This is a genomic window from Oscillatoria salina IIICB1 (genome assembly GCF_020144665.1).
Classification (GTDB): domain Bacteria; phylum Cyanobacteriota; class Cyanobacteriia; order Cyanobacteriales; family SIO1D9; genus IIICB1.
The window spans coordinates 14,521-31,910 of sequence record NZ_JAAHBQ010000012.1; the positions used below are offsets into that span (position 1 = coordinate 14,521).

The 17,390-nt window shown below is 43.1% G+C and carries 17 protein-coding genes; 14 read left to right on the forward strand and 3 right to left on the reverse strand.

Translation table 11 applies throughout. The annotated features are described in order from the left end of the window. Positions 1–29: 29 nt before the first annotated feature. Together apcA and G3T18_RS04480 are read right to left on the reverse strand one after the other, a co-directional pair. Positions 30–515 (reverse strand): globin family protein, encoded by a 486-nt coding sequence (gene apcA, locus G3T18_RS04475; RefSeq protein WP_224409329.1) that lies wholly within the window; start codon positions 513–515, stop codon positions 30–32. Positions 516–921: 406 nt separating this feature from the next. Next, positions 922–4,212, reverse strand: a complete 3,291-nt coding sequence (locus G3T18_RS04480; protein WP_224409330.1) for a phycobilisome rod-core linker polypeptide — start codon at positions 4,210–4,212, stop codon at positions 922–924. Positions 4,213–4,593: 381 nt separating this feature from the next. Between G3T18_RS04480 and G3T18_RS04485 the strand changes: the two genes are divergently transcribed. The 14 genes from G3T18_RS04485 to G3T18_RS04550 all read left to right on the forward strand — a co-directional run bounded on the left by G3T18_RS04485 (position 4,594) and on the right by G3T18_RS04550 (position 16,058). Continuing rightward, positions 4,594–5,811 carry a class I SAM-dependent methyltransferase gene (locus tag G3T18_RS04485; RefSeq protein ID WP_224409331.1) on the forward strand — a complete coding sequence of 406 codons (1,218 nt, stop codon included), beginning with the start codon at positions 4,594–4,596 and terminating at the stop codon, positions 5,809–5,811. Between the two features lie 418 nt (positions 5,812–6,229). Next, entirely contained in the window at positions 6,230–6,673 is a 444-nt protein-coding gene (locus G3T18_RS04490; protein WP_224409332.1) for an ATP synthase subunit I, read from the forward strand. A gap of 66 nt (positions 6,674–6,739) precedes the next feature. Next, positions 6,740–7,495, forward strand: coding sequence for a F0F1 ATP synthase subunit A (atpB, locus tag G3T18_RS04495; protein WP_224409333.1), 756 nt, complete (start codon positions 6,740–6,742; stop codon positions 7,493–7,495). A 222-nt stretch (positions 7,496–7,717) separates the two neighbouring features. Continuing rightward, positions 7,718–7,963, forward strand: a complete 246-nt coding sequence (atpE, locus tag G3T18_RS04500) for an ATP synthase F0 subunit C (protein WP_224409334.1) — start codon at positions 7,718–7,720, stop codon at positions 7,961–7,963. Between the two features lie 152 nt (positions 7,964–8,115). Next, positions 8,116–8,613 carry a F0F1 ATP synthase subunit B' gene (locus tag G3T18_RS04505; RefSeq protein WP_224409335.1) on the forward strand — a complete coding sequence of 166 codons (498 nt, stop codon included), beginning with the start codon at positions 8,116–8,118 and terminating at the stop codon, positions 8,611–8,613. 109 nt (positions 8,614–8,722) lie between these two features. After that, positions 8,723–9,265 (forward strand): F0F1 ATP synthase subunit B, encoded by a 543-nt coding sequence (locus G3T18_RS04510; RefSeq protein ID WP_449867678.1) that lies wholly within the window; start codon positions 8,723–8,725, stop codon positions 9,263–9,265. Further along, a complete protein-coding gene (gene atpH, locus G3T18_RS04515; protein WP_224409337.1) occupies positions 9,265–9,822 on the forward strand; it encodes an ATP synthase F1 subunit delta in 558 nt (185 codons plus the stop codon). Before G3T18_RS04510 ends, atpH begins: the two co-directional genes overlap by 1 nt. Positions 9,823–9,907: 85 nt before the next feature. Then, positions 9,908–11,425: a F0F1 ATP synthase subunit alpha gene (gene atpA / locus G3T18_RS04520; RefSeq protein WP_224409338.1), complete on the forward strand. Its 1,518-nt coding sequence runs from the start codon at positions 9,908–9,910 to the stop codon at positions 11,423–11,425. A gap of 95 nt (positions 11,426–11,520) precedes the next feature. Beyond that, complete coding sequence (locus tag G3T18_RS04525) at positions 11,521–12,465, forward strand: F0F1 ATP synthase subunit gamma (protein WP_224409339.1); 945 nt, start codon at positions 11,521–11,523, stop codon at positions 12,463–12,465. Between the two features lie 190 nt (positions 12,466–12,655). Continuing rightward, complete coding sequence (locus G3T18_RS04530) at positions 12,656–12,973, forward strand: 2Fe-2S iron-sulfur cluster-binding protein (RefSeq protein ID WP_224409340.1); 318 nt, start codon at positions 12,656–12,658, stop codon at positions 12,971–12,973. A gap of 374 nt (positions 12,974–13,347) precedes the next feature. Continuing rightward, the gene (locus tag G3T18_RS04535) at positions 13,348–13,527 is read left to right on the forward strand and encodes a hypothetical protein (protein WP_224409341.1); all 180 of its coding nucleotides are present in this window, start codon (positions 13,348–13,350) and stop codon (positions 13,525–13,527) included. Then, positions 13,524–14,600 (forward strand): DUF3326 domain-containing protein, encoded by a 1,077-nt coding sequence (locus G3T18_RS04540; protein ID WP_224409342.1) that lies wholly within the window; start codon positions 13,524–13,526, stop codon positions 14,598–14,600. Before G3T18_RS04535 ends, G3T18_RS04540 begins: the two co-directional genes overlap by 4 nt. A gap of 46 nt (positions 14,601–14,646) precedes the next feature. Beyond that, positions 14,647–15,165, forward strand: a complete 519-nt coding sequence (locus tag G3T18_RS04545) for a CPBP family intramembrane glutamic endopeptidase (RefSeq protein WP_224409400.1) — start codon at positions 14,647–14,649, stop codon at positions 15,163–15,165. A gap of 197 nt (positions 15,166–15,362) precedes the next feature. Further along, positions 15,363–16,058 (forward strand): gamma-glutamylcyclotransferase family protein, encoded by a 696-nt coding sequence (locus tag G3T18_RS04550; protein ID WP_224409343.1) that lies wholly within the window; start codon positions 15,363–15,365, stop codon positions 16,056–16,058. 135 nt (positions 16,059–16,193) lie between these two features. Here G3T18_RS04550 and G3T18_RS04555 read toward each other — a convergent pair whose 3' ends face one another. Then, the gene (locus G3T18_RS04555; protein ID WP_224409344.1) at positions 16,194–17,300 is read right to left on the reverse strand and encodes an anthranilate phosphoribosyltransferase family protein; all 1,107 of its coding nucleotides are present in this window, start codon (positions 17,298–17,300) and stop codon (positions 16,194–16,196) included. Positions 17,301–17,390 lie beyond the last annotated feature (90 nt).

Sequence of the window (17,390 nt, forward strand, 5' to 3'; positions counted from 1 at the left end):
GCTGTTGCTTGTTTTGAGTAGGTAGATACCTACTGCATTGCACCAATTACATAATCGAAGTAAGAACCTGCTTCGCCAGCGTCTTCAGCAGACATCATCGAAGTAGCAACTTCTTTCATTGCACGGACGCTTTCAGCAACCGCATCAATTGGGGTTCCTAAAGACTTGTACATTTCGGCTACACCAACCAAACCAATTTCTTCAATTGGAGTGGTGTCACCAGCTACTACACCGTAGGTGACGAGACGGAGGTAGTAGTCCATATCACGCAAGCAAGTAGCAGTCATTTCTTCGCCATAAGCATTTCCGCCAGGGGAAACAACGTCAGGGCGCTTTTGGAATAATTTGTCGCCTGCTTGCTTAACGATGCGCTCGCGAGACTCAGTTAGAGTTTGAGCAATACGCAAGCGACGTTCGCCACTGGTGACGAAGCCTTTGATTCTATCTAATTCGCCAGGGCTGAGATAGCGAGCCTCGGCATCTGCATTCACGATTGATTTCGTGACGATACTCATGTTTTGGATTCCTCCCGTAGGTATGTAAAGTTAGTGACCTAGAGATTTGGTTGTCGTACTTTTTGAGTAGGCGTGTTGTTAGTTTACACCTTTGACAGGTAGTATCCCGGCTGCGGCAGAAGCTGATTGGGATTATTTACTTACCTGCTTGCACTCTGAGCGAATAATTATCTCTGGACACTTGCCGCAGTTACTAAGCAACCTTCCGAAATAATTTTGCGGCATTTATTTCACCTTCGCTCTTATTACTTAATATCTTTTAACAATTTTCCTCATTTTTGTAACCAAGGTTAGGGATCGCGATCGCCACAGAAACGGCGGCGATCGCGCTTATCTGACCCAGAAACGGCAGCGAGCGAGTAAAAGGCAAAGTGCGATCGCGCTTTAACCTTACTCTTGAAAGACCCTAAACTAACTTAGAGGCAAAACGCTGGTAAGGCACAACATTTTCGCCAAAGAAGCGATTGTACTCCGAGCTATTAATCAACGCCGTTGCTGCGGCTTCTAGCCCTTGTTCAGTCAACAAGCGTTCGTACTCTCCAAGTTCAGAGGTAATTGGAGTGCGTCCCAACAAATGACGGAATAACAACTCAACCACTTTTTGGTTCGGATAAGGAGCATAGAAACGACGGCGATAAATCGGTTGATTTACCAGTTCTTTGACAAACTGACGTACCGAAATTTTGCCTTCACGCAATTGGCTATCTAGTTTGGGACTGCGTAACTCACAAGGAACTTCTAGACTCCAAATATCCAAAACTTGGCAGTAAATCGCCTTTAACACTTGTTCTACCTGTGCCTCAGTTGCTTGGGGTTGCAAGCGGAAAATCCGTGCTACCTTGGGACGTGAAGGAGTCACCGCCGCGCGTACCGCCAGGTCAGCAGAGCCATCGTTACTGAAAGAGCGACCCACCTCTGCCACCTCTGGCTTCGGTTGTTGCGCCTGCATATCGGCGATCGCCTTTCCAGTTAAAGGCATTTTCGCACTATCCACGCGGGATTTTACAGGCTCAAAGCTGGGAACCACCAAATTACGGTCTTGCTTGGTCAGCTTGTTATAAAGCTTCTCAGTATTCGGGAAGTTCGCGGCTGGTAAAGTCGGGAAGCGACGATAAGGAACCGTATCCTCGTTAAACACTTCCAGATACTCCATGCTATTCACCATCGCACTGACAAAAGCGCGAATACCTTGACCAGCAAGAATCTGATTATAAGTTTGGATTTCCTTCTGAGTCAAAGGAGCGCGACCCAAGAAATGCTTAGTTCCTAACTCAATCACCTTCGTGTTGGGATAGGGGGTATAAAACTCCTTGATGTAAAGATCCGAACAACCTAAACCTTCAATAAACTCCTTGACACTAATTTCGCCATTGCGAAGCTTACTTTCGAGAACGGTAAACTCGTTCTTAATGATGTAAGGCTCGACATCACGCTCGAAAATCTGACGATATGCTGCTCGAATCGCATTTTCTAGCGCCACCTTGTCATTGAGGTTAGTCAACTTAAATATCTTGGTTTGTTGACGTTCGACGGTAACACCTTGCTTAATCCGAGACTCAACCTCAACCTCTGCTCGTTCTTGAACTTGACCCAACTCTACAAAGCGAGGAGCCGCTTTTTTCTCCACGCGAACTCCCGTATCCTTACCAATGCTACCCGGACGAGCTTTCCGCAACTGATAACCACCAGGAGTCAAATAACGTTCGTAAGGAACCGTATCTTCCCCGAAAGCCTCGTTATATTCGAGAGAATCAATCATCTCGTCGATCAAGGCATAAAAACCTTTTTTGCCAGAAATATCGAAGTATTTATTCATTTCCTGCCGTCCATAGGTAGGACGACCTAACAAACGACGATGAATATACTCGATCGCTTTACAAACGTATAACGAAGACCAGTAAAGATTGCGGAAGACATCTGATTTCGCCAAAATGCGGATAAACTCGCGCAAAGTAATCTCGCCGTTTTCCAGCTTAATTTCTGCTACTTTCTGACGCTGACCATCATAAACATCTCGTCCGAATACCTGACGATATGCTGCGCGGATGACTGCTTGGCTAGTATTTTCGCTAAATTTGACGCTATCGCTGTTATTGCGTTTAGCATTTAAACCAGAGAAGGGACGCCGATCGAAACGGAATACTTTTGCACCCAAAGAACCAGGAAACTCTCCTCGCGCTTTAGGATTGCTGACTTGGTTGTTAATTCCCGGACCTCGGTGAATTAAAATCCGCTTGGTATCTTTGTTAAACGGTGCCGGACTGCTGCTGGGGTTGCGGGTTTCTTTCGGGAAAATTGCCCCAAACTGAATTTCTAGAGGGTCGTTACCAGAACCGTAAGGATGTTGGTCTGGTAAGGGATTGGTATATTCGGCAAAAGTAGTAATAAATTGGGGGATTTTGCGGAATGGGGCGCTGTAGTTATACAAATCTTGCTGCATTCCCCAGTTACGGCATTCTTGGGCTTCTAATCCCAATCCCCGTAGGTAAGGTACTGTTTCTTCGCCGAAGTAGTCGGAATATTCCTGAGAGTCAACCAGTGCATCAACTAAAGCTCCTAGTCCACCATTAGAAACAATTGAAAAATACTCTTGCAGTTCTTCGCGCGAAGAGGGACCGCGTCCGAGGAAATGACGGAAAGCGAGTTCGAGTGCGCGAGAGTTGATGAAAGGTTCGTAGAATTGTTTGCGGTATAAAGGCGATTTACCGAGACGACGGACGAATTCTTTCATCGAGATGTCGCCATTTTTGACCTGGGACTCTAGGTAGGAGTTCGATTGACTGTAAGCGCGAGTGATGTCTCGCTCAAAGATTTGACGATAAGCCGCTTTTACAGTCGCTTTTTTCTCTAGGGCTGAAAGTCCGGGTTTCATGACGAACTTTTGCCGTTTTTCTGCCGCATTGTAGTAACTTTGAGGCAGTTGTAGCCCTTGTTTGTCGGGGCTGGGACTCTGACGTAGTTTGTCGGAAGGAGTCGGGGCTTTGAATTCGTTAACCAGCACTTCAAAATACTGAGCAACGATCGCCTGGGCTTCTTGGTCTTTCCGGAAGTAACCTATTGTGGCTACGCGCATTTCTTGCAAAGCGACAATCGTCGCTGCACCAGAGCAAGCATTTTCGATGATTTCCCGCAAGCCGCGAACGTTGACGACAATGATATTGGGGTCGCCTGCGACGATCGCGTAACTCAGGTAGCGCAGCATCCAAGCTAAGTCCCGCAGCGACTTTTGCATATTTCTTGCGCCGTAGCGGGAAACGTTAATCGGTCGAAAACCTGCCGGGATTGGACCGCCACCTCCACCTGGAGAACTAAACAGCGATCGCAAACCTTCTAAAAAGCCACCGCCACCGCTTTCGACGTAGGTGACGTTACCTAAAGCATTGGCACTACTTTCTGCACCTGCTTTGACCAATTCTTGACCTACATCTTCCTGGGGTTTTTCCAGGTAAGACATGGGCGAACCACCCACAAAAATTCGGTTGGCTGCACGCGAAACAATCAAGTCAGAATTGTTGCTGATTGTTTGAGCAATCTCAATCCGCTTACTACCAGAACGAAAATACGTCTCTAGTTCTTTTAACTCGGCATTTTCCGGAAAACGGTCTTGTTGTTCCGCTACCGAAATTGTCGAGACTGGTACAGTTTGATATAGTTGCGGACGCGCTAATGAACTTCCACCACTTGCCGTAACACTCATTTTTATCTCCCATCCAACATTTGTTACTGAAGAGAAGCTTTCAGCTTCTGGAGTTTTGCTAAAATAGGCTGTCTTTGCCAATTTTTGAACATTGCAGTTTGCCAGACAATCTGCACTCTCAGACCTGAAAGCCATGTACTAAAACGAATCTTAAAAAAAATCTCGGTCAGCTTTTACATTAAAACGTTTCGGGCTTCCTGAGCGGCTTTGTTAAGAAGTGTGTAGGAAACAAAGGTGAGATTTACTGATTAAATTAAGCTAAACCAGCTTAGTTAGGGAAGGCAACGCCTAGGAAGCGGATATTATTTTACCAGGCTGTTCCTGACCTATGACTAAGAAAAAATTAATTTTTGCTAATTTGTAACCACTGGGCGAGCGATCGTGAATAAAACTAAACCAGAATCAGGGAATCGGGAAATTAGTACGGCTGTGCAACGGCTTTATGATACTTATCCGTTTCCCCCAGAACCTCTTTTAGATGAACCACCTCCGGGATACAATTGGCGCTGGAATTGGGTAGCTGCTTATAATTTCTGTCTCGGTCAAAAACCGCCAACAGAAAAGATTCGGATTTTGGATGCGGGCTGCGGTACTGGTGTGGGGACAGAGTATTTAGTTCATTTGAACCCGGAAGCGGAAGTGGTCGGAATTGATTTGAGTTCGGGTGCTTTAGAGGTAGCGAAAGAGCGCTGTCGTCGTTCTGGAGCAAATCGAGTTCAGTTTCACCAGCTTAATTTGGTGGAGGCTGACCAATTACCGGGAGAGTTTGATTTAATTAACTGTGTGGGCGTTTTGCATCATTTACCCGATCCGATCGCCGGAATTCAAGCTTTAGCGAAAAAGTTAGCGAACGGTGGCTTGATGCACGTTTTTGTCTATGCTGAGTTGGGACGTTGGGAAATTCGTTTGATGCAACAGGCGATCGCCCTTTTGCAAAATAACCAGCGAGGCGATTATCAAGATGGGGTACAAATTGGCAGAAAAATTTTTGCTTCACTACCAGAAAATAATCGAATTGTCAAGCGCGAAAAAGAACGTTGGTCATTGGAAAATCAACGAGATGAGTGTTTTGCGGATATGTACGTCCATCCCCAAGAAATTGATTACAATATCGAGACTTTATTTGAGTTAATCGAGGCAAGTGGGTTAAAATTTATTGGCTTTTCTAATCCCCAAATTTGGAAACTAGAGCGACTTTTAGACAAAGCACCAGAGTTGATCGCTAGAGCATCACAATTAAGTGAAAAAGAGCGTTATCGACTCATTGAGTTACTCGACCCCGATAATATTACTCACTACGAATTTTTCCTAGGACGAGAACCCTTAAGTTCGGTAGATTGGTCGAGTGAGGAAAAGTTAAAAGCAGCAACTCCCGAACTACATCCTTGTATCGACGGTTGGGAGAGTCAGTGTTTGTTTAATTACGACTATCAGATTATCAACTTATCCGAAGCAGAATTTGAATTTATGAAAGCTTGCGCTCGTAATACTGAGTCAAAACGAAGTATAGGCGAGATTTTAGCTGAAAATCCTTTAGAGATCGAGAAAGTGCGATCTTTACTGAAAAATCAATTAATTATTCTTACCAATGAGCAGTAATTAGTGATTGGGGTTTCAGTTATCAGTGAGCAGTTATCAGTTTATCCTCCCCCTCTTCCTTGTCTCCCCCCAATCCCCAATCCCCTCCTCCCCAATCAATCTCAGAAAAATTTAGAAAATGTTAAGTATTGTCACCGTGCCGTGATAATATTGCTTCTGGCTTGTGTTATGACTCTTCGCCGTAAGGGTCTAGTCATAACCTGAGTAAAAGCAGGACGCAACGTGAGTAGCGGACTGATAAGTCAAACTAGAGATCTGGAAATCTAGACACTAACTTAGTGTTTAGAGTGGGGCGATCGCAGTCAACTTACTGCTATCGTTGACTGGTGATGGAGAAAAACATTTGTATTCAGGGTAAACTTACCCAGAACGACAAGAAAATCTCCAACCAGTAAAACTGACCAATAACCGATTAGCCGTGAATCCGTCAAACCCATCTAGTGAAACCACACTCCAAACAGACGAACTTAGCTCAGAAAGTTCATCCTCATCCACAGTCAATAATTCAATGGAAGAGTTTTACCAACTGCAAAAAACCTTGTATTTGGTGACTTTAGGAATGAGCGTAGTTATTTTTATCTCAGTTTGGTTTTTTTACTCCCTAAACACTGGCTTAAATTATGCGATCGGTGCGTGCGCGGGTATGGTTTACTTAAAAATGTTAGCCAGAGATGTGCAAAGGCTGGGGGTACAAAAAAAGAGACTCGGTTCCGGTCGCTTAGCACCATTCATCGGGCTAATAGTATTAGCAACTCAATTGCAAAAGTTGCAAATTTTGCCCATATTTCTCGGATTTATGACTTATAAAGCCGCCATTCTCGTCTATGTACTGCAAACCACAATTGTCCCAGCGCAAAAGTAGCTTGATAAACTGTACTTAAGAAATTTTTGCTTCACGTTGTCTCGCTCTCCAGGTAAATAGAGCCGCATGGAAATTATCGATGGTTTAAATGCAATAATTAGTTTGCCTCTCGCAGAATTAGAAGTTGGTAAACACTTTTATTGGGAAATTGGCAATATCAAACTCCACGGACAGGTATTTCTTACCTCTTGGATTGTAATTGTCATTCTCTTGATTGCTTCCATCCTGGCAACGAGAAACATCAAGAGAATTCCCAGTGGAATCCAAAATTTTATGGAATATGCTCTAGAATTTGTTCGAGAGCTAGCAAGAAACCAAATTGGGGACAAAGAGTATCGACCTTGGGTACCATTTGTCGGTACATTATTTTTGTTTATCTTCGTCTCCAACTGGTCAGGGGCGCTTGTACCGTGGAAACTGTTTGAGATTCCTAACAGTGAACTAGCAGCACCAACGAATGACATTAATACTACTGTCGCCTTGGCGCTATTAACATCATTGGCATATTTTTATGCAGGATTTAGCAAGCGCGGTTTAGGTTACTTGAAAAAGTACATCGAGCCAACCCCAATCTTGTTACCGATTAATATTTTGGAAGATTTTACCAAGCCCCTCTCCCTAAGTTTCCGTCTCTTTGGTAATATCTTAGCGGACGAATTAGTCGTAGCAGTATTAGTGTTACTGGTTCCCCTGTTTATACCTTTGCCAGTGATGGCTTTGGGGTTATTTACCAGTGCAATTCAAGCACTAATTTTTGCCACCTTAGCAGCCGCTTACATTGGAGAGGCGATTGAGGGGCATGGTGGAGAAGAGCATGAGTAATCTTCGTTTTTAACCGCAGGTTAAAAGCTGTTTTAGTTAAGTCAGAATCGGAAAATAACTAAACAGTAGACGTGCAGTTAAGAAACGAAAACTCAGTCGAGCGAAGGGTGAACGATCTCTCTATAGCCAATAATTTAGCAAATCCAAGCAGATTAGCGCTATTTGTGAGTAAGTCGTTTTTGTTGTTGTAGTAAATTAGGTAAATCGAAGGAGAAAAAAATCATGGATCCATTAATTGCTGCTGCTTCCGTTGTTGCTGCATCTTTGGCTGTTGGTTTAGCAGCGATCGGTCCTGGAATCGGTCAAGGTAATGCGGCTGGTCAAGCTGTAGAAGGTATTGCACGTCAACCCGAAGCTGAAGGTAAAATTCGCGGTACTTTGTTGCTGTCTTTGGCATTCATGGAAGCACTGACAATTTACGGTTTAGTAGTTGCTCTCGTGCTACTGTTTGCTAATCCTTTCTCGTAAATTTTAGGGTGATGGTTGGAAAGAGATTACTCAAGTAAAAACAGAAATCTCTTCCAGCCATCAAAACTCTAGATCGCATCGAAATAAGCAAAGCAAATTGAATTGAGTTGACAAACTGACCCGAAGATAGGCTCAGTGGGGTCGAAAAAATTATGATGCACTGGACATTTATTTTAGCAACAGAGGCAGTTGAGACAACTGTAAAAGAGGGAGGGCTGTTTGATTTTGATGCTACTTTGCCCTTAATGGCAGTGCAGTTTGTCATTTTGGTGGCGCTGCTAAATGCGGTTTTTTATAAACCATTAGGCAAAGCAATAGACGAGCGAGCAGATTATATTCGGAAAAATATCGCTGATGCTCGCGAACGCAAACAGAAAACTCAAAATCTAGCTCAACAACTGGAATTAGAGTTAAGAGATGCGCGTCGGAAGTCTCAAGATGTAATTGCCGCAGCCCAAGCAGAAGCTCAGAAAGTTGCTGATGCAAAAATTAAGGAAGCACAGCAAGAAGTACAAGCAGAGCGCGAAAAAGCGGCTCAAGAAATAGAAGCTCAAAAAGCAGAAGCATTCGGTTCCCTCGAAGGAGAAGTGGAGGCACTTAGCAACCAAATTTTAAATAAGCTTTTGGGAGCTGAGTTAGTAAATAAGTAGAGATGTGCGAAGGTACGTCTCTGCACTCCTCACTAGAGCGAAACAGTCGCTCGCCTTCACGAAGAATTAATCAGAGTAAAGAAGTTGGAGTAGCGCCGGGGAGTTGGGGATAGTGATAAATTTTCTCTACCTAGCCACCGAAGCGGCAGAAGCAGCCGAAGAGGGTGGTTTTGGTTTGAATTTTGACATTTTAGAAACTAATCTGATTAACCTGGTAATTATTATCGGGGTCTTGTTCGTGTTTGGGCGGAGATTCTTAGGGAAAATTCTCGAAGAAAGACGCTCAAAAATCCAGTCAGAAATTAAGGAAGCTGAAGTTCAAGCGAAAGAAGCGGCTGCGGCTTTAGCCGATGCCCAGCAGAAGTTGGCTCAGGCTCAGGCAGAAGTAGAAAAAATTCGGACGACGGCTGAACAAACAGCCCAGAAAGCGAAAGAATCAATTTTAGCTCAGGCAAACACAGAAGTAGAGCGAATTAAAGCAGATGCAGTCGCTGATGTCAATACCGAAAAAGAACGGGCGATCGCGGAATTGAAACAGCGAGTGGCGACATTGGCGATCGATCGTGTTGAGTCTCGGATGAAGGAGATTTTAGACGAATCAACTCAACAACAATTAATTGACCGCAGCATTGCACGGCTCGGAGGTAGCTGATGAAGAAAAGTTTAGTAAGTGCCGAAATCGTCGAACCTTATGCTGAAGCTTTGATGTCTTTGGCACAGCAAAGAGATTTGACAGAACCTTTTGGCGAACAACTCCGCTCTTTGCTGGAACTACTGGAAAATTCGAGCGAACTAAACGAGTTTTTGAGTAATCCAGTGGTCAAAGATGAAGACAAAAAAGCTGTACTTCGACGTATTGGCGGGGAAGAATTTGACCCTTTGCTGATGAACTTTTTAATGCTGCTGGTTGATAAACGGCGCATTATTTTCATAGAAGAAATTTGTCAGCAATACTTAGAATTACTGCGGAAGTTGAATAATGCGGTTTTAGCAGAAGTAAGCTCTGCCGCAGAATTGAACGACGAACAAAAACAGGCAGTTTCCAACAAAGTTAAGGCGATGACAGGTGCTAGCGCTGTGGAACTGAAGACAAAAATTGACCCCGATTTAATCGGTGGGGTAATTATTCGTGTCGGTTCTCAGGTGCTAGATGCTAGTATCCGAGGACAACTGCGTCGTATTAGCTTGAGCTTGAAAAGTGCAGCTTAAAATAGGGTAATTGTCTGGGTGGCAATTACCGATTCTCAGTTAGCCCATTAACCAACTATTAACTAACGTCTAACAACTAGTAAAGATGATTAGCATTAGACCAGACGAAATTAGCAGCATTATTCGCCAGCAAATTGAATCCTACGACCAAGAAGTTCAGGTTTCTAATGTGGGTACGGTTCTCCAAGTAGGAGATGGTATTGCCCGGATTTATGGTCTGGACAAAGTAATGGCAAGCGAACTGGTGGAGTTTGAAGATGGTACTGTGGGTATCGCTTTGAACTTAGAAGAAGATAACGTCGGTGCCGTATTGATGGGTACGGGTCGCGATATCCAAGAAGGTAGTACTGTAAAAGCTACGGGTAAAATCGCTCAGATTCCTGTAGGGGATGCGACGATCGGGAGAGTGGTAGATGCTCTGGCTCGTCCGATTGATGGTAAAGGCGATATTCATACTAGCGACAGTCGTTTGCTTGAATCGGGCGCACCGGGAATTATCGAGCGCCGTTCGGTATACGAACCACTGCAAACGGGTATTACTGCGATTGACGCGATGATCCCCATTGGGCGGGGTCAACGGGAGTTGATTATTGGCGATCGCCAAACTGGAAAAACGGCGGTAGCTGTGGATACGATCCTCAACCAAAAAGGCGGAGATGTAATTTGCGTCTACGTGGCGATCGGTCAAAAAGCTTCGACTGTGGCTCAGATTGTTGGCGTCCTCGAAGAAAGAGGCGCGATGGATTACACGATTGTGGTTGCGGCAAATGCTAACGATCCCGCAACTCTGCAATACCTCGCTCCTTACACGGGCGCAACCTTGGCAGAATATTTTATGTACAAGGGTAAGGCGACGTTGGTAATTTATGATGACTTGTCTAAGCAAGCCCAAGCTTATCGCCAAATGTCGTTGTTGCTGCGTCGTCCTCCCGGACGCGAAGCTTATCCTGGAGATGTATTTTATCTCCACTCTCGCTTGTTAGAGCGGGCAGCGAAATTGAGTAACGAGTTGGGTGAAGGTAGTATGACTGCCCTGCCGATTATTGAAACTCAAGCAGGTGACGTTTCCGCTTATATTCCGACGAACGTAATTTCAATTACTGACGGTCAGATTTTCTTGTCTTCTGACTTGTTTAACGCAGGTTTCCGTCCCGCAATTAACGCTGGTATTTCCGTATCTCGCGTAGGTTCGGCAGCACAAACCAAGGCAATGAAACAAGTAGCTGGTAAATTGAAGCTAGAATTGGCTCAGTTTGCGGAATTAGAAGCATTTTCTCAGTTTGCTTCGGATTTGGATAAAGCTACCCAAGACCAGTTGGCGCGAGGTCAGCGCTTACGGGAAGTATTGAAACAGCCGCAATATTCGCCTTTGTCTGTACCAGAGCAAGTAGCGATCGTTTATGCCGGAATTAACGGTTATCTGGATGAGATTCCGTTGGAAAAAGTAACTGCTTTTACTAAAGGAATGCGGGACTACTTGAAAAACAGCAAGCAGCGCTTTGTCGAGATTATCAATACCGAGAAGAAGCTGACTGACGAAGCCGAAAATCTGCTCAAAGAAGCAATTAAGGAATACAAACAAACCTTCGCAGCTTCAGCGTAAGTGGTTAGTAGTTAGTGGTTAGTAGTTAGGGGTGGAGTTACCAAAAAAACTAACTACTAATTACTAGCAAAGAATAACTAACAAAGGATAAAGTTATGGCAAATCTCAAAGCAATCCGCGATCGCATTCAGTCAGTTAAAAATACTAAGAAAATTACCGAGGCGATGCGCCTGGTAGCCGCAGCGAAAGTACGTCGCGCCCAAGAACAGGTTACATCTACTCGTCCTTTTGCCGATCGCTTGGCGCAAGTTCTCTATGGTTTGCAAAATCGTCTTCAATTTGAAGATGCCGATTTGCCTTTGCTTAAGCAAAGAGAAGTTAAAACTGTAGGGTTACTGGTAGTGTCCGGCGATCGTGGTCTTTGTGGCGCTTACAATAGCAATATTATCAAGCGTACAGAGAGCCGCGCTAGAGAATTAGAAGCCCAAGGAATTGATTACAAATACATTATCGTGGGACGCAAAGCTACGCAGTATTTCCGCCGTCGTGAAGCTCCCATTGAAGCCAGTTATACTGGTTTAGAACAAATTCCTACCGCCGCAGAAGCTTCTAATATTGCGGATGAGTTATTGTCTTTGTTTCTTTCGGAAACTGTAGACCGAGTAGAATTAGTTTACACTCGATTTGTTTCTTTAATTAGTTCTCGCCCAGTAATTCAAACTCTGCTACCTTTGACAGCCCAAGGGTTAGAAACTACTGATGATGAAATCTTCCGCTTGACTACTCGTGGCGGTGATTTTCAAGTCGAACGAGAAAAGGTAAGTACCGAAACTCGCAGCTTTCCTAGAGATATGATTTTTGAGCAAGATCCAGTGCAAATTCTCGACGCACTCTTGCCTTTATATCTCAATAATCAATTGCTGCGAGCATTGCAAGAGTCAGCCGCTAGCGAACTCGCAGCGCGAATGACAGCAATGAATAACGCTAGTGACAATGCTAGTGAGTTAATTGGTACGCTTACTTTGTCTTATAACAAAGCTCGACAAGCGTCAATTACTCAGGAAATTCTTGAAGTTGTTGCTGGTGCTGAAGCACTTTAAGAAAAGTGTTTTTAGCGTTGCTAAAATCTTTCGCTTATGTAGTGGCAGCATCTTGCTGCCTAATTTCTTTTATTGGTTAATCGACAAAGCTCGTCTGGGCTTAAATTTTTTTTATCTTTTCTGTAACTTGATGACGATTTAGCGATAAATTAGATCGGGGTCACTTAAATTTTAGATAATACAGTCGTTTATGTCTCAAACTTATACTGTTGAAATCAATCACCAAGGCGAAACTCACTCAATTCAAGTCAAGGACACAGAAACGATTTTACAAGTTGCTTTGGATGCGGGAATAGAGTTACCAAGTTCTTGTCAGGCGGGAGTTTGTACGACTTGCGCTGCTAAAATTTTAGCAGGTGAGGTCGAGCAAAATGATGCTATGGGGGTTTCTCCAGAGTTGCAAGAGGAAGGATATGTATTGTTGTGCGTGGCTCATCCGCGTTCGGATTTGAAGATAGAATCGGAAAAAGAAGAGGATATTTATCAAAGACAATTCGGACAGCCTTAATGAAAGTAAAGGGCGTAATGCCCTTTATTTTTGTAGTTTGTTTGGCGAAAAATATACGAAATGGAAAATAAAATGCTACGGATTTTATGTAGAGACGTTGCCTGCAACGTCTCTACATAGTAATGATGTGTAGCAAATATTACTTGGAACCAGAAGATGTTAAAGCTAGTTGGCAATATCCTTTTTTAAAGTAGGAGTAAAGCTTGAAATTCTTAACAGATGTAGATGATATAGCAATAGTAGATGATTTGTGAAAATTGTTAATTGTCTGATGTAGAAATGTTGCATTTTAGTTTCTACAAATTTCACGAATGATTTACCATTGCTATAGTGATAAACTGATTAAGTTACTCGTAATCGGAAACTATACCGAGATGACTACTCACTTTATTACGGCTGAAATTGACCTGCAAGCAACGCCAACCGAGTTAAATAAGGAAATTGAAGCAGAATTGCAAAAACGTGGCGAACCTTTGCGCTGGGCGGTTACAAGCGTTGATGACGAGAAGCAAAAAGTTACTGTTGAAGCGATAGTTACTCAAGATTCCGAGTGAAGCAACGTCCTTATAATGTGGTTTTAATCGTTCCTACTGGGGTAGGAGCGTCGATTGGCGGTTATGCTGGAGATGCGCTCCCGGTGGCTAAGGCGATCGCGTCAATCTCCGCTCGTCTCATTACTCATCCTAATGTCCTCAACGGCGCACAATTATACTGGAATCTGCCCAATACTTATTATGTTGAAGGATTTGGGCTTGACAAATTTGCCAATTTATGCTGGGGATTGCGTCCGGTAAATCGAAACCGGGTGGGTTTAATTCTCGATTCGGCGATCGAACCAGAATTACGTTGGCGACATTTACAAGTCGCAGACGCAGCGAGAGCAACTTTAGGCTTAAATTTGACCGATTATGTCTTGACAGATGCACCCTTAAATGTTCAACTGCGGACAGCGCGATCGGGAGCCAGTTGGGGTACAATAGGGAATCCGGACAGCTTATTACGGGCAGCAGAAAGATTAATTAAGCAAGCTGGAGCAGAAGCGATCGCCGTAGTCGCCCGTTTTCCTGACGACATGGAAACCCAAGCCTTACAAGACTATCGCCACGGCTCCGGAGTAGACCATCTCGCGGGTGCAGAAGCGATCGTTTCTCACCTGATTGTGCGTCATTTTCGCATACCCTGCGCCCACGCACCAGCTTTAAAGCCTTTACCAGTTGATCCTGATATCTCACCTCGCGCCGCAGCCGAAGAATTAGGTTATACATTCCTACCTTGCGTCCTCGTCGGACTAGCCCGCGCCCCTCAATTTATTGTAGGACAAAATCGGGCATTACCGGGCGATATTTGGGCAGAAGAAGTAAATGCCGTAGTTATTCCGGCAACCGCTTGCGGTAGTAGCGCAATTCTCAGCTTTAGTAACCTAAAAGCCAAAATTATCGCCGTAGAAGAAAATCAAACCCAGATGCAAGTTCCCCCAGAAAAATTAGGAATCAAAGCGATTCGGGTAAACTCGTATTTAGAGGCGTTAGGCGTAATTGTAGCCGATCGCGCAGGGATCGACGAGAATGCCCTACGCCCATATATGTCGTCTTTGCATTGTTTATCTCAAACCAGTGACAAACTCTAATAACTCCGAAATCGAACCCCTCACTCGAATACAAATTTTAGTCGTCATGGGGGTAACAGCAGTAATTTTACTAGCGATCGCCAAACTCTGGCAACAATTTGGCGCGATCGCCCTTTTACCTTTACAGTTTGAACCTCAAGCTTTCATATTAGGTATAGGTATGGCACTAGGAATTAGTGCTGCTAGTAGCACAGTTTATCGTTTTTGGGCTGCATACCGTCGCAGTGCAGATTACTATTTAGAATTGGTAATTAAGCCTTTGGTATTGCCAGATTTAATCTGGTTAGGGCTTTTACCTGGTTTGAGCGAAGAATTACTATTTCGGGGTGTAATGTTACCCGCATTAGGTTTAGATTGGTTTGCGGTAATTGTTTCTAGTATTCTTTTTGGCGTTCTTCACTATAGCGGTTCCCAGCAATGGGCTTATGTAATTTGGGCAACAATAGTCGGATTTTTGTTAGGTTCAAGTGCTTTACTAACAGGTAATTTGCTAGTCCCAATTATTGCTCATATTATTACGAATATGATTTCTAGCTTTATGTGGAAATTAAGTCATCAAGAATAAATCTTCTGTTCGCAATCAGAGGTTTAGTTCGCTAATTTAACTAATTGAAAAGCGAGCGATAGTTCGGCAAAAGTTGAATTGTTATTCAGTGAAATTAAAGCAAAAACTAATCGATGCGAGAAGTGTAACTAACTGAATAATAATTTTTGCTTGATGTCGAGCGACTTCTTTCTTATGAATTAAGGTGAAATTTAACTATGTCCAATTCTGCTGAATTTTTGAATTTTCTTCAAGAGCAAATTAACAATAATCAGTTTTTATCTCCAGAGGAACAAACTATTTTTTTGGAGACAGAAAAGCTAGTTGTCACTGACAAACCCTTATCAAATAAGACATCTAAAACCGTTATTTTAACACCTCATGCTTCAATTATTAGTTCTATATTTGCCCAACTAACTGAAAGACTAAATTGGATTTTTGACTTTATAAATACTGAGGAATTTTATCAAAGTCTAGCGACAGCAGTTATTAATAACGATCCTAATTCATCAGCCAAAAATCTCTTAACCGCCATCGTGCAAAAAATAGCAAATATTTTCAATGATTATCGCGTAAATGTATTTGTTTACGGGACGCTCCTTCCAGGAGAAATTAATCATTATCTGATGGCAGGTTCGGTATTTTTAGCAGATGATAGTCTGGCAAATGCCGAACTTTATAATGCCAGCAAATATCCAATTCTAATTATTGGTAAAGGCGTCGTTCATGGCAAACACTATCAAGTACCTTTAAAAAATATGGAAGCTTTAGATAAACTTGAAGAACATCCTAATTACTATTGCCGTGAAATTTTAACTTTAACTAGTGGTAAGCAAGCATGGGTTTATCTAGGTAAAAAAAGTTTGGTTCGAGATTTACCGAGAATAACTAGCGGTAATTGGTACAAACGTTAAAATGAGTTATTAATAGTAGAAATTGGGGTAGGAGTAGCAACAAAGAAAAGCTATTCTCCCCAAGGAATCCGGATCGCGAAGGTCGTTCCCCGTCCGAGTTTTGAGTGACATTCAATCTTTCCATTGTGTTTTTCTTCAACAATTTGCCGTGCGATTTTTTCTACTGAGGCGATCGCTGCTTTTAATGACTTCTATTGCTTGGGTTATTTCTTTTAATTTAGCTGCTACCTTACCTTTTATTAACATTCCTTCCGCTTGAGCAAAACCTGTGTTAATATCTGCACAAATCCCACAATGCCAAAGATAAAATCCACCGTTCCAAATTGCATCTTGCATGAGGGCGATCGGTTTGCCTTGAATAATATTTTGTAAATCTTTTGCTAATTGAATGATAGATTCTAAAGGTACATCTTTACCTGCAAAACCGTATTCGTGGGGATGTAAGAAAATACGTTCAAAATCTGGTTCCCCATCTGGTTTACATACTCCGATAATTCCGGTACGACTTCGGGCTAAATCGCAACTACCTTCTAAACCTTTAATAGTTGTCAGTTGAGTAATATTATTGGTTAATTGGGCAGTCTTACAGAAACGTTCTTCAGTGGGTGGATGAACAAAACCTGCAATGATGCGGGCATCGCCAGCGTAAGGCGACCAAATTAATTCTAAAGTTGCGATGGGCGGACGTTTGCCGATTTGCTCTCGATAGGGAACTAATTGATTAGCTTGAGGAAAATGTTGAGGAAGATAAACAAAAGTTAAGCCAGTTTTTTCTAATAATTTTTGAGCTTGAATCAGTGATAAATTAGTGAAATCTACACCTAAGTTTTGCCAAATTTCGCTCATCGGAATCCCAAATTTAGTTGGCATACAATCGCCACCGTGCATGATAATTGGTACTCCAGCGATCGCTAACATTAAAGCAGTTATGGGCGTAACAGGTGAAGTACGATTTCGTCCATCATAAGGCGTTCCCAAGACAGTTACTAGATGTGAAGATTGCCCCTCAAAGGGCTTAAGTTTCGGTCCAATTTCGTGATAAGCGTCGAGCATTCCTGCTAATTCTTCAGCCGTGGGGCGTTTGATCCGATGAGCAATCATATAAGCGCCAATTTGGGCTGGTGTTGCTTGTGAGTGCAACATCATTTGCATTGCTTCCTTAGCTTCTGTGCGACTTAAATCTTTACTTGTATGAGCGCCACTACCGATTTTTTTCAACAATTCTCGAAATTGATTGCTCATGGTTTGTTGCTGATGGTTTCATTTTAGAGGAATGACTCAATCGATTATTCCCTGAGTAGTAGAGACGCACGATTTTAGGATTGAAACTGT